This is a genomic window from Lentzea sp. NPDC059081 (assembly GCF_042738015.1).
Taxonomy (GTDB): domain Bacteria; phylum Actinomycetota; class Actinomycetes; order Mycobacteriales; family Pseudonocardiaceae; genus Lentzea.
On the sequence record NZ_JBHYGW010000015.1, the window covers coordinates 44,947 to 58,176 of the forward strand.

The window sequence follows — 13,230 nt, forward strand, 5'->3', positions numbered from 1 at the left end:
TGATCGAACACTTGTTCGAGTGATGATTGATGGGCCAACCGGTTAACCGTTAGTAACAACGGCTACCAATGATCACTCGATCGGGTAAGGATGCGTCGGTCCGCCGCATCCCCTGGAGGAAGTTTTGAGACCCACCCTGCCCGTCGTCGGGACAGCGGTGGCGGCACTCGTGCTCGCCGCCGCACCCGCCGTCGCAGCACCCAGCACCGACGCGCTGATCGCCGAGGTCTACGGAGGCGGCGGCAACTCCGGCGCCACCCTCAAGCAGGACTTCGTCGAGCTCGCCAACAAGGGCACCACCCCGTTCGCCCTCGACGGCTTCAGCGTGCAGTACATCTCCGCCAGCCCCGGCGCGAGCACGCAGTGGGGCGTCACCCCGCTGACCGGGTCGATCGCGCCCGGCAAGACGTTCCTCGTCGCGGAGGCCAAGGGCACCGGCGGCACCGTCGACCTGCCTGCTCCGGACGCCACCGGCACGATCGCCATGAGCGCCACCGGCGGCACGATCGCGCTGGTCAGCGGCACCACGGCCCTCACCTGCAAGACGGCCGCCGACTGCGCAGCCGACGCGCGGGTCAAGGACCTCGTCGGCTATGGCACGGCCGCGGTCCGCGAGGCCACCGCGACGGGCGCCCTGAGCAACACCACCTCCGCGTCGCGCAAGGCCGGTCTCCCGGACACCGACGACAACTCGGCGGACTTCGCGGTCGGCGACCCCACCTCGACCAACTCCAAGGGCGAGACCACGGGCGGCGGCGACCCGGATCCCGACCCGGAGGACCCGACCCCCGGCGACAAGCGCATCCACGACATCCAGGGCGTCTCGCGCATCTCGCCGTTGCTCGGCCAGAAGGTCACCAACGTTCCCGGCGTCGTCACCGGCGTCCGCACCTCGGGCGACCGCGGCTTCTGGATCCAGGACGTGACCGGCCAGGACAACGACCCGCGCACCAGCGAGGGCGTCTTCGTCTACACGTCGGGCAGCGCACCGGCCGTCGGCGACAGCGTGCTGGTCAGCGGCACGATCGCCGAGTACCGGCCCGGCGGTGACACGGGCTCCAACCAGACCCTCACCGAGATCACCTCGCCCACGACGATCACGCTGTCGAAGGGCAACCCGCTCCCGGCGCCCGTCGTCGTGAAGAACGTCCCGGCCGGCTACCTGCCCGCGCCCGGCGGCAGCATCGAGCAGCTCCCGCTGGAGCCGGAGAAGTACGCCCTCGACTACTACGAGTCCCTCGAGGGCACGCTCGTCCAGGTCGACGACGCCCGCGTGGTCGGCCCGAGCAACACCTTCGGCGAGGTCTGGGTGACGGTGAACCCCGACCAGAACCGCACCCAGCGCGGCGGCACCATCTACACCGGCTACGACCAGCCGAACAGCGGCCGGTTGAAGATCAAGACCGCTGGCCCGCTGCCCGCCGCGAACGTCGGTGACGTGTTCACCGGCGCGACCGTCGGTGCCATGGAGTACACGAACTTCGGCGGTTACACGCTGGCCGCGTTGAGCCTCGGCACGCACGTGTCCTCCAACCTGCAGCGCGAGATCACCGCGCAGCAGAAGGAGTCGGAGCTGTCGGTCGCGACCTACAACGTCGAGAACCTCGACCCGTCCGACCCGCAGGAGAAGTTCGACCGGCTCGCCGACGGCGTCACGACCAACCTGCGCAGCCCGGACGTGCTGGTGCTGGAGGAGATCCAGGACAACAACGGCGCCACGAACGACGGTGTCGTCGCGGCGGACCAGACGCTGCAGAAGTTCTCGGACGCGATCGCGGCCAAGGGCGGCCCGCGCTACCAGTGGCGGCAGATCGACCCGGAGAACCTCAAGGACGGCGGCGAGCCCGGCGGCAACATCCGCGTCGGCTTCTTCTTCAACCCGCAGCGGGTGTCCTTCGTGGACCGTCCGGGCGGCGACTTCAAGACGCCCGTCCAGGTCGTGAAGAAGAACGGCCGCGCCGCGCTTTCGGTGTCACCGGGCCGGATCGACCCGCTCAACGACGCGTGGACCGCCAGCCGCAAGCCGCTCGCCGGCGAGTTCAAGTTCCGCGGCCGCACGGTCTTCGTCGTCGCGAACCACTTCAACTCCAAGGGCGGCGACGAGGCCATGCACGGCCGCAACCAGCCGCCGACCCGCTCGTCCGAGGTGCAGCGCGCCAAGCAGGCCGCGGCGCTGAAGGCGTTCACGGAGCAGATCCGCGCGATCGACAAGGGCGCCAACGTGGTGCTCGCGGGCGACCTGAACGACTACCAGTTCTCGCCCGCGCTCAAGACCCTCACCGGTGACGGCAACCTGAAGGCGCTGATCGAGACGCTGCCCGTGAACGAGCGGTACAGCTACGTCTTCGAGGGCAGCTCGCAGACGCTCGACCACCTCGTCATGAGCAAGAACATCACGCGGTTCAGCTACGACGTCGTGCACATCAACGCCGAGTTCGCCGACCAGGCGAGCGACCACGACCCGCAGATCGTCCGCGCCCGCCCGTCCACGGGCGACGCGAACGTCGACAAGATCGTGTTCGCTCTCGAGGACATCCTCGACTGCCTGAAGAAGTAACGGCCTCTACCGCTGCCGTCGCCGTGTCACCCAGATGACGCGGCGGCGGCAGCTGTCGTCGCGGCCATGACCCCGGCCTGGATCGCCTGGATGGCCTTGCGCACGGCGTCACCGGCCCAGTTGCCGTCGGCGATGTCCTTGGCGCGCTTCTTCAGTTCGCGCTTGTCGCCCTCGAACACCCTGTGCACGCCGTTCGCCGCGTGCAGCAGCGTGATCAACGACCCCGTGCGCGCATCCGCCCCGCGATACCCGCGAACGACCTCGCCCACGGACTTGTGCACCTCGTCGTTCGTGCGCTCGTCGGTGATCGCGTAGCTCCTGCAGGGGAAGATCCCGAGCTTCTTCCGCTGCTCCACCCGCACGGCGCCGCGGGCCTCCAACTCCGCGGTCACGTTGTCGCGCACCCGTTTCCGCAGCCGCTCCACCGCCTTCTGCGGCTTCATCGGCTTGTCGATCCTCGACACCGACTCCTGGAGCAACGGGTTCTTCAACGGCGTGGGGTCGACGACCCGGAGCTTCTTGCCGTCGGGCTCGAACGCGACGCGGCCCGAGTTCACCAGCTCGACGAGCACCGCGCCGGCGAGCGCGTTCTCCGCCGACGTGGAGTCGACGTGGAGCTTTCCGGTCTGCTGGTTGATGAACAGCAACATGAGTTCTTCGTGCAACATCAGCTCGAACCTCCCCCTGAGGTGTACGCGAACGTGGTGTCACGTTAACGCCAGAAGGGCGCCGAACGTTGAACGTTCGGCGCCCTTCAGCTGAGCGGAGGATACGGGATTTGAACCCGTGAGGGGGTGAACCCAACACGATTTCCAGTCGTGCGCACTAGGCCGCTATGCGAATCCTCCGTGGAGAACCTTACCGGACGGGGGTTCGGCGGCCCAAAACGGGGGTCGCCGAAAAAACTCTGGGCATCGTGTCGATCTGGCGCCCGCCCGCTCGTCGTGGTCCCGTAACACCGACCGAGGAGGGCACACCGTGAAGTACATGCTGATGATCTACGCGGCCGCTGACCAGCAGGTGAACTGCACCGTCGAGGACTGGATCGCCTACGAGAAGGAGATGAGGGACGCGGGCGTCCTCGTCTCCGGGCACTCGCTGGCCGACCTCGTCACCGCGACCACCGTCCAGGTCGGACAGGACGGCAAGCGCACGGTCACCGACGGGCCGTTCGCCGAGACGCGCGAGGTGCTGGGCGGGTACGACGTGATCGACGTGCCGGACCTCGACGCGGCGCTGGAGTGGGCCGCGAAGTGCCCCGGTTCACGCGACGGCGGGGCAGTGGTCGTGCGGCCGATCGCCGAGTTCGACTTCTGAGCCGATGAACGTCGAGCAGGTGTTCCGGGAGGAGCGCGGCAGGCTGCTCGCCACCCTGGTCAAGCGCTTCGGCGACCTCGACCTGGCCGAGGAGGTCACCTCCGACGCGATCGAGGCGGCGCTGCGGCACTGGCCGGTGGACGGGGTGCCGGACCGGCCCGGCGCGTGGTTGCTCACGACCGCGCGCCGCAAGGCCGTCGACCGGCTGCGCCGCGACCAGGTGCACGCGGCGCGGCTGGCGGTGCTGCAGGTGGAGGTCGACCGCGCGGACCCGCCCGCGGGTGACGGGCTGCCGGACGAGCGGCTGGAGCTGTTCTTCACGTGCGCGCACCCGGCGTTGCCGGAGGAGGACCGCGGAGCGTTGGTCCTGCGGTGCCTCGCGGGCTTCACGACGCCGGAGGTCGCGCGGGCCTACCTCGTGCCGGTCACGACCATGCAGCAGCGGATCGTGCGGGCGAAGAAGAAGATCAGCCAGGCGCGCATCCCGTTCCGCGTGCCGGACCCGCACGAGCTCCCGGAACGCCTGCCGGGTGTGCTGCTGGCCGTCTACTCGATCTTCACCGAGGGGTACGCGGCCCAGCGCGACGACCTCGCGGACGAGGCGATCAGGCTGGCCAGGATCCTGCGGAACCTGCTGCCGGGGGAGCGCGAGGTCACCGGGCTGCTGGCGTTGATGCTGCTCGTCCACGCCCGCCGCGCCGCCCGTGCCGAGCTGCTGGAGGACCAGGACCGCACGCTCTGGGACCGCGACATGATCGACGAGGGCAGTGCGTTGGCCGAACGCGCACTCACAGGCGGATACGGCCCGTACGGCGTGCAGGCGGCTATCAACGCGTTGCACGACGAGGCACCGAACGTCGAGACCACGGACTGGCCGCAGATCGTCGCTCTCTACGACGTCCTGACCAAACTCGCGCCGTCACCCGTGGTCGCGCTGAACAGGGCCGCGGCCATCGCCATGCGGGACGGGGCGGAGGCCGGGCTCGCGTTGCTCGACGAGCTGGCCGGCGAGCCGAAGCTCCGCGACTACCACCCGTTCCGGGCGGCCCGAGCCGACCTGCTGCACCGGCTCGGCCGCGACGCCGAGGCGGAACAGGCCTACCGCGAGGCGATCGAGCTGGCCGGCACCGAGTCCGAACGCGACCTGCTGCGCCGCAGGCTGACCGCCGTCGAGGAGCGACCGTGATCATGCAGTGGCTGGAGGCGGAACGGCTCGGCGTCGCCGACCTCCTCGAGGACCTGACCGAGGACGAGTGGCGGCAGGAGACCCTCTGCGCCGGCTGGACCGCCCACGAGATGGCCGCCCACCTGACCACGTCGACCCGCACCGGCTGGCGCGACGTGCTGACGGGTGTGGTGAGGGCGCGCTTCGACTGGGAGCGCATGGAGGACGAGCGGGCTCACACGATCGCGGCGCGGTTCACCCGCTCGGAGTTGATCGCGCAGATCCGCGAGACCGCCGCGTTACCCCGGCGTGCGCCGATGGCGTCCCGGATCGACCCGTTGGTGGACTTCCTCGTCCACGGCCAGGACGTCGCCCGCCCGCTGGGCCGCGTCAGGGTGATGCCGCCCGACGCGGCCGAGGCGGCGCTGGCGCATGTGATGAAGAGCCCGTTCTGGGGTGCCCGCAAGCGTTTCCGGGAGTCCGGAATCCCCGATCTTCCCGTCCCTGACCTGCTGATGCTCGCCACCGGCAGGGAGTTGTCCACACCTGGGGACAACACTGTGGGCAACTCGAACGTTTGTTCGACCTAGACCCTTCGCTACACTTGCGTCGGACCTCGTGCGGCACACATCTCGCGAACCTCCCCAGGGCCGGAAGGCAGCAAGGATAAGCGGGCTCTGGTGGGTGCACGGGGTCCCCTTTTTGTGTCGGTGCCCACCGGTACTGTCTCGGGCGTGGCGCTCGCTCTGTATCGCAAGTACCGGCCGGCCACGTTCTCCGAGGTCGTCGGCCAGGAGCACGTGACGGATCCCCTGCGCACCGCTCTGGCGGCAGGCCGGGTGAACCACGCGTACCTGTTCAGCGGCCCGCGCGGCTGCGGCAAGACCTCGTCGGCCCGCATCCTGGCCCGCTCGCTGAACTGCGTGAAGGGCCCGACGCCCGACCCGTGCGGCGAGTGCAACAGCTGCGTCGGCCTCGCGCCCAACGGCACGGGCAGCGTCGACGTGGTGGAGCTCGACGCGGCGTCGCACGGTGGTGTGGAGGACGCCCGCGAGCTGCGCGACAAGGCCTTCTACGCCCCGGCCGAGGCCAAGTACCGCGTCTTCATCATCGACGAGGCGCACATGGTCACCACGCAGGGCTTCAACGCCCTGCTGAAGATCGTCGAAGAGCCGCCGGACCACCTGATCTTCATCTTCGCCACCACCGAGCCGGACAAGGTCCTCCCGACCATCCGCTCCCGCACGCACCACTACCCGTTCCGCCTGATCCCGCCCGGCGTCATGCGCAGCCTGCTCGAACGCAACTGCGCCGCTGAGGGCGTGGCCGTCGAACCGGCCGTCTTCCCGCTGGTCATCCGCGCGGGCGGCGGCTCCGCCCGCGACACGCAGTCCGTCATGGACCAGCTCCTGTCCGGCGCGGGCCCCGACGGCGTGCGCTACGACAGGGCCATCACGCTCCTGGGCGTCACCGACTCGGCCCTGATCAACGACGTGGTCGACGGCCTCTCCGCAGGCGACGGCGCGGCCGTCTTCGGCACCATCGACCGCCTGGTCGACGCGGGCCACGACCCACGCCGCTTCGCGAGCGACCTCCTGGACCGCCTCCGCGACCTGGTCCTGCTCTGCGCGGTCCCCGACGCCGCCGACCGCAACCTGGTCAGCGCCCCGGAGGACGAGCTAGCCACGATGGCGGGCCAAGCGGAACGAATCGGTCCGGCAGCCCTGACCCGCTACGCCGAGATCGTGCACGCGGGCCTGGTGGAGATGCGCGGCGCCACCGCCCCGCGCCTGCTCCTGGAACTCCTGGTCTCCCGCATGCTCCTGCCGTCGGTGAGCCAGTCCGAAGCAGCCCTGCTCCAACGCCTCGAACAGCTGGAACGCCGCCCTCCGGCCACCATCGCCGCAGGCTCCCCCGGCGAGGCCCCCGCAGCGGCAGGCGGCCCGGTCTTCACCCGCAGGTCCCAGCAGCCCGCGGCCCCGGCCGAACAACCGCCGGCCCCGCGCCCGACCCCGGCCGTCCCCACGACGGTCCAGGTCCAGGCGCCCCCACCACAGACCCCGGCGCCGGCGGCTCCGACTCCGGTGGAGACCCCGGCACCCACGCAGGCCGCAGCCCCCGCCCCGGCTGCCGAACCGACGCAGCCGGCCCCCGCCACCACGTCTCCCGCAGCCGCGGTTCCCACCCCCGCCACCACGACCGGCGGGATGGACGCGACCGCGGTGCGCAGGGTCTGGTCGGAACTGCTGGCCGCGGTCCGCTCAGCCAGCCGCAGCACCGAGGCGATGCTGACCAACGCCGTGGTCAGCGAGGTGGACGGCAACGTCGTCACCGTCACCCACACCTCGGCCCCCCTGGCCCGCCGCCTGGCAGAACCCCGCAACACCGAGGCGATCGCCACCGCCCTGTCCGCCGTTCTGGGCGGCACCTGGCAGGTCCGCTGCACCCACGGCACCCCCGGCGCCACCCCGCAGGCGACCACCCCGGCCAAGGCCCCGCGCCCAGCCCCCACCCGCCCGAGCCAACAGGGCCAACCCCAACAGCCGAAGCAGCCGGACCCACCCCAACGCCCGGCCCCTCGCCCACCGGCGGACGACGTCCCACCGCCCCCGGAACCCCCCGAGCCCGACGACCCCCTGCCGCCAGAACCGGACGACGAAGAGGCGATGCTCGCCGAAGCCGCCCGCCCGGCAGACCCGTCCGCGGTCCAGCACGCCCAGGACCCGGAGACGGTGATGCTCAAACTGCTGGCCGACGAACTGGGCGCCCGCCCGCTGAAGAAGGCCTGACAGCCCGGCCACCCGACGTCGCCTCACGACTGGGGCGGCGCGGAAGGCACGCTCGCGCAGGGGTCCCCTTGGATTTCAGCTCCCCCGCGACCCAACGTACAGATGGGGTCTGACACTTCCGCAAGGCCGAAGGCAGCCGCCTCACCCGCGAGGCCGAAGGCGAGCCGAAGCGAAGGCGAAGCCGAGCAGCCTTGGTTTTGCTCTTGGCTTTTTCCATGCGCTCGGGTGGGGTGGTCCCGTCACGAGCAGTGCTGACGCGTTTGGCCGCGCGCGAGGAGGGGTGTCAACCCGGCACGCTTTTCGCCGGGTTGACACCCCTCCTCGGGTGTGGCTGCATCGAGCACTGCTCGTGACGGGACCACCCCACGGAATCGCGCCCCACCTACGCAACAGCAAGCCGCCCAAAGCAACAGGCGTGCCATCAACCCGCAGACGGCGCTGGCCGGTCTTTGATCAGTTGGCGGGGTCCGGGGCAGCGCCCCGCTCTTGAAACAGGAACCCGCCCGCTCAACGCATGCCACCACACAGCCCGTGCCCCCAAACTCACGGCCACAACGCACCCCCACCCACCGACGCCCGTACGCTGGACCAACAACACAAGCAACCCCCGAGAGGACCAGCGGTGCAACCCGGTCAGTTCGACATGCAGGCCCTTCTCCAGCAGGCCCAGTCCATGCAGCAGCAGATGGCGGAAGCCCAGCAGCAGCTGGCCGAGACCGAGGTCACCGGCGACGCGGGCAACGGCCTGGTCCGCGCCACCGTCACCGGCGGCGGCGAGCTCGTCACCCTCGCCATCGACCCCAAGATCGTCGACCCGGAGGACGTGGACACCCTCCAGGACCTGGTGATCGCGGCGATCAAGGACGCGAACCAGAAGGCGCAGCAGCTCGTCGAGCAGAAGCTAGGCCCGCTCGCCCAGGGCGGCCTCGGCGGACTGCTCGGCTGAGAGCCCGGCACGATGTACGAGGGCCCGGTACAGGACCTGATCGACGAGCTGGGCAGGCTTCCCGGCGTCGGGCCGAAGAGCGCGCAGCGCATCGCCTTCCACCTCCTCGCCACGGAGCCGGCTGACATCGAGCGGCTCCAGCAGGCGCTCCAGAAGGTCAAGGAGGGCGTCGTGTTCTGCGACGTCTGCGGCAACGTCTCCGCCGAGACCACCTGCCGCATCTGCCGCGACCCCAAGCGGGACCTCAGCCTGGTCTGCGTGGTCGAGGAGCCGAAGGACGTCCAGGCGATCGAGCGCACCCGTGAGTTCAAGGGGCGCTACCACGTCCTGGGCGGCGCGCTGGACCCGCTCAGCGGGGTGGGGCCGGACCAGCTCCGCATCCGGCAGCTGCTCAACCGGATCGGCACGGCCACCGACGGGGTGGACATCTCCGAGGTCATCATCGCCACGGACCCCAACACCGAGGGCGAGGCCACGGCCACCTACCTCGTCCGGATGCTCAGGGACTTCCCTGGGCTCACCGTCACGCGGCTGGCCAGCGGTCTGCCGATGGGCGGCGACCTGGAGTTCGCGGACGAGCTGACGCTGGGGCGTGCGCTATCTGGTCGCCGCAGCATGTAGAGCAGACCCCACCGCGACTGGGCACGACCCGCCTGGTCGCGGTGGACGGTCCGTCGGGCGCCGGCAAGACGACGTTCGCCGAAGAGCTCGCGCGCACCCTCGGCGCCCAGCTGATCAGCACCGACCACTTCGCCACGTGGGACGACCCCACGACGGGGTGGTGGCCGCGGCTCGCCCGAGCACTCGAAGAAGTCAAGAACGGCCGCGTAGCCACCTACCGGAAAACCGATTGGTCTCAAGGCTTTCCGTGCATCGCGGAAGGCGACGAGGTCACGATCACTCCACAAGGGACGATCGTCCTGGAGGGCTTCTCCTCGGCCAGGAAGGCGAACACCCACCTGAGCTACCGGATCTTCGTCGACCACGGGGACGAGAAGGCCAGGCTGGAACGCGCGGTCAAGAGGGACGGCGAGAGCCAACGCGAGCACTTCATCCGTTGGCAGGAGTACGAAAGAGGCTGGTTCGCGGTCGACGAGACCAGGGCCAGGGCCGACTACGTGGTCACCTCGAGCTGAGCGCGGACGACGGACGCCTCCGGCGTGCCGATCGCGCTGAACACCTCCAACGCCGACGACCAGTGCGCACGGGCGACGTCGACGTCCCCGAGCGCGAACGAGGCGTCGCCCGCCAGCAGCAACGCCCGCCCGAACACCCACCGGTGCCCGGAGTCGAAGCCGACGGACGCGGCGCGCAGAGCGCACTGCAGGGCCTGGGCGGCGTCCGACGTGTCGAGGTGGATGCGCCCGAGCACGAGCAGCACCTCCATCTCGGCCAGCCGGAACTGCGACCGGCCCGCCTCCACCAGCGCCGCCGACGCCATCTCCAGCGCCTCGGCATAGCGGCCCGCGGTGCGGTGGGCAGAGGCCAGACCGCGCCGGGCCGAGCAGACCCCCCACGAGTAGCCGGTCTCCGCGGCGATCGTCAGCGCCGACGAGAACTGCTCGACGGCCTCCTCGTACCGGCCGCCGCCCTCCAGCGCACGGCCGAGCAGGTTGCGCGCGTCGCACACGCTCTTGACGTTCTCCATCTCCTGCGAGATCCGCATCGCGGCGGTCGCCTCCACCGCCGCCTCCTCGTACTGGCCGCGCATGATCAGGGTGATGGCCATGCCCTCGTGCACGGTGTGGCCGAAGTTGCGGGCGGCGGCGCGTTCGTACAGCTCACTGGCCCGCACGAAGTAGGAGGCGCCGAGGTCCGGTCCGCCGCGCCACGCGTGCACCTCGCCCAGCGCCCGCATGGAGTTCGCCTGGGTGGTCCACGAGTCGATGCGGATGCCGGCTTCCAGGGCTTCCTCGAACGTCGCCGCGGCGCGGTCGAGCTGGCCGAGCTGCATGTAGACGCCGCCGAGGTTGAACAGGGCGTTGGCCTGGACCTGGAACGCGTCGGTGCGCCGGGCGATCACCAGCGCGCGTTCGAGGTGGTCGGCGGCGTGCTCCAGCTCGCCCAGGTCGATGTTGACGCTGCCCGCGTTGGACAGCACGGCGGCCTCGGCCTCCGGCAGGTCGATGTGCTCCTGCAGCGCGATGGCCTGCTGGTAGTAGCCGAGCGCGTTGCGGTGCTGGCCCGTCACCCAGTACAGCGTGCCCAGCGACGAGAGCATCGCGAGCTGTCCCATCTCGTCGCGCGGCGCGCGGGCACCCAGCAGGCCCGCCCTGGCCGTCTCCCGCCACTCCGCGGTCAGGCCCTGCGAGTAGAAGTAGCCGCGCAGGGCGTCCGCCAGCTGCCACGGCGCGTTCTCGGGGTCGCGCTCCACGCAGTGCGCCACCAGCGCGACGAGGTTGGCCCGCTCGCAGTCGAGCCAGGTCAGCGCCTCGGTGCTGGTGCTGAACGTCCTGGGCACCACGCCTTCCAGCGGCGCCGGGCGCGGGAAGCGGAAGAGCGTCGACTTCATGGCCGACGTGGCGTTGTCGACCGAGCGCACCGCCCAGTCGAGCAGCCGCCGCAGCGCGAGCCGCGAGTCCGCGCGGCCCTCCTCGAACGCCAGGCGCTCGGCCGCGTAGTCGCGCAGCAGGTCGTGGAACTGGTAGCGCGACGGTGCGTGGTTCGCGATCAGGTTCGCGGTGGCCAGGCGGTCCAGCCGGCGGCGGGCGTCCTGAGTGGTCAGTCCCGACAGCGCGGCCGCCATCTCCGGCGTGAAGTCCGTGCCGGGCACCAGCGACAGCACCCGGAACATCTGGGCTAGCTCGGGCTTCAGGGCCGTGTAGGAGAGGTCGAACGCCGCGTGCACCGCGACCCGTTCGTCGCCCTCGACGGCCAGCGCGGCGAGCCGGTTGCCCGCCCGCAGCTCCTCCACGTAGTCCGCGATGGACAGTTCCGGACGCGACACGAGGTTGGCCGCCGCTATTCGCAAAGCCAATGGCAGATGAGCGCACAACGACGCCAGCTCGACCGCGGCGTCCTCCTGGGACGCCAGCTCGTCCGCGCCCAGGATGCCCGCCAGCAACGCCCGCGTCTCGTGCCAGTCGAGGACGTCGAGCCGCACGTTCGACGCCGCGTGCGAGACGGCCAGGCCGCGCAACGTGTCCCGCGAGGTCACCAGCACCGCGCATCCCGGCGACCCCGGCAGCAACGGCCGGATCTGCTCGGCCGACGACGCGTTGTCCAGCAGCAGGAGCACGCGCTGACCGGTCAAAGTGGACCGGAACATCGCCTCCTGCTCGTCCTGGTCGAGCGGCACCTGGTCGGGCTCGGTCCCCAGCGCCCGCAGGAAGCGCGGCAGCACGTCGACCGCGCTCAACGGCGGTCCGGGGGCGTAGCCGCGCAGGTTGACGTAAAGCTGGCCGTCCGGGAAGTCCGCGCGCATCCGGTGCGCGGCGTGCACGGCCAGCGCCGTCTTGCCCACGCCCGGCGGCCCGGCCAGCGTGACCACCGGCACCCCCTGGGCGGTCCTCAGCAGGGCGATGATCAACGACACGGCCTCGTCGCGGCCCACGAAGTCCGGGATGTCCGCCGGCAGCTGCGACGGCACGACCCGCTCCGGCTTCGCGGCCACGACCGGCGCGCCGGGGGCGGCGGACGCCACCGCGTCGATCGACCCGGACAGCACCTGGCTGTGCACGCGCCGCAGCTCGTCGCCGGGGTCGATGCCCAGCTCGTCGCCCAGCAACCGGGAAACCCGCTGGTAGGCGGCCAGCGCCTCGCTCTGCCGGCCGGAGCGGTACAGCGCCACCATCAGCTGCGCCCAGAACCGCTCGCGCAACGGGTGGTCGCTGGTCAGCCGGGACAGCTCCGCGACGAGCTCGCCGTGCCTGCCCAGCTCGAGGTCGACCTCGACCCGGCGTTCCAGCACGTGCAGGCGCCGCTCGTCGAGCCTGGGCACCTCGTCGCGGTGCAGGATCTCCGACGGCACGTCGACCAGCGCCGGCCCCCGCCAGAGCCCCAGCGCGGCGGCGAACGCGGCCGACGCGGCCTGCAGGTTCCCGGCCGCGCGCTCCTGTTCGCCCTGGTCGATCAGGGGTTCGAAGCGCATCAGGTCGATCGTCTTCTCGTCGACGTCGATCAGATAGCCGTCCGGGACCGTCCTGATGGACGTCGACGGCCCGAGGAGCTGTCTGAGACGCATGACATACGTCTGCAACGTCGCGCGCGCACGCGCGGGGGGCTCGTCGCCCCAGACGTTCGCGGCGAGCTCGTCGACGGACACCGAGGTGCCCGCGCGCAACAGCAACGACACGAGCAGCGCCCGCTGCCGACCGGCCCTGACCAGCAGAGGTTCGGAGTCGACGAGCACCTGGAGGGGGCCGAGAACGCGGAACTCGACCTGCCTGCCCATGCGACCTCCTCCGCGTTTCGTAGTTGTTTCTACAGCCTAGGAGAGCCCCCGACGCATCTGCCG

Annotated in this window: 10 protein-coding genes, 1 tRNA gene and 1 other RNA gene; 9 read left to right on the top strand and 3 right to left on the bottom strand. The window is 70.8% G+C overall.

From position 1 onward, the window contains the following. The first annotated feature begins 124 nt into the window (after positions 1-124). Positions 125-2,557: an endonuclease/exonuclease/phosphatase family protein gene (locus ACFWV3_RS28475; RefSeq protein ID WP_382415451.1), complete on the top strand. Its 2,433-nt coding sequence runs from the start codon at positions 125-127 to the stop codon at positions 2,555-2,557. Positions 2,558-2,583: 26 nt separating this feature from the next. Here the strand turns inward: ACFWV3_RS28475 and ACFWV3_RS28480 are convergent, their stop codons facing one another. Together ACFWV3_RS28480 and ACFWV3_RS28485 are read right to left on the bottom strand one after the other, a co-directional pair. Further along, positions 2,584-3,225 (bottom strand): GPP34 family phosphoprotein, encoded by a 642-nt coding sequence (locus ACFWV3_RS28480; RefSeq protein WP_382415453.1) that lies wholly within the window; start codon positions 3,223-3,225, stop codon positions 2,584-2,586. 95 nt (positions 3,226-3,320) lie between these two features. Beyond that, positions 3,321-3,405 (bottom strand) — tRNA-Ser (locus ACFWV3_RS28485). A gap of 130 nt (positions 3,406-3,535) precedes the next feature. Between ACFWV3_RS28485 and ACFWV3_RS28490 the strand changes: the two genes are divergently transcribed. From ACFWV3_RS28490 to ACFWV3_RS28525, 8 genes are all read left to right on the top strand, one after another. Next, positions 3,536-3,874: a YciI family protein gene (locus ACFWV3_RS28490; RefSeq protein ID WP_382415455.1), complete on the top strand. Its 339-nt coding sequence runs from the start codon at positions 3,536-3,538 to the stop codon at positions 3,872-3,874. 4 nt (positions 3,875-3,878) lie between these two features. Beyond that, a complete protein-coding gene (locus ACFWV3_RS28495; protein ID WP_382415457.1) occupies positions 3,879-5,060 on the top strand; it encodes an RNA polymerase sigma factor in 1,182 nt (393 codons plus the stop codon). A 2-nt stretch (positions 5,061-5,062) separates the two neighbouring features. Then, positions 5,063-5,629: a maleylpyruvate isomerase family mycothiol-dependent enzyme gene (locus ACFWV3_RS28500; protein WP_382415747.1), complete on the top strand. Its 567-nt coding sequence runs from the start codon at positions 5,063-5,065 to the stop codon at positions 5,627-5,629. A 17-nt stretch (positions 5,630-5,646) separates the two neighbouring features. Beyond that, positions 5,647-5,743: signal recognition particle sRNA small type (gene ffs, locus ACFWV3_RS28505), an RNA gene on the top strand. 30 nt (positions 5,744-5,773) lie between these two features. Then, entirely contained in the window at positions 5,774-7,828 is a 2,055-nt protein-coding gene (locus tag ACFWV3_RS28510; RefSeq protein WP_382415459.1) for a DNA polymerase III subunit gamma and tau, read from the top strand. Positions 7,829-8,471: 643 nt separating this feature from the next. Then, complete coding sequence (locus ACFWV3_RS28515) at positions 8,472-8,774, top strand: YbaB/EbfC family nucleoid-associated protein (RefSeq protein WP_382415749.1); 303 nt, start codon at positions 8,472-8,474, stop codon at positions 8,772-8,774. A gap of 12 nt (positions 8,775-8,786) precedes the next feature. After that, positions 8,787-9,395 carry a recombination mediator RecR gene (gene recR / locus ACFWV3_RS28520; RefSeq protein ID WP_204761482.1) on the top strand — a complete coding sequence of 203 codons (609 nt, stop codon included), beginning with the start codon at positions 8,787-8,789 and terminating at the stop codon, positions 9,393-9,395. Positions 9,396-9,436: 41 nt separating this feature from the next. Further along, positions 9,437-9,910 (top strand): uridine kinase, encoded by a 474-nt coding sequence (locus ACFWV3_RS28525; RefSeq protein WP_382415462.1) that lies wholly within the window; start codon positions 9,437-9,439, stop codon positions 9,908-9,910. On the opposite strand, the gene ACFWV3_RS28530 is transcribed toward ACFWV3_RS28525, so the two are convergent. Beyond that, a complete protein-coding gene (locus tag ACFWV3_RS28530) occupies positions 9,889-13,167 on the bottom strand; it encodes a BTAD domain-containing putative transcriptional regulator (protein ID WP_382415463.1) in 3,279 nt (1,092 codons plus the stop codon). The two genes, ACFWV3_RS28525 and ACFWV3_RS28530, sit on opposite strands and share 22 nt — an antisense overlap. Positions 13,168-13,230 lie beyond the last annotated feature (63 nt).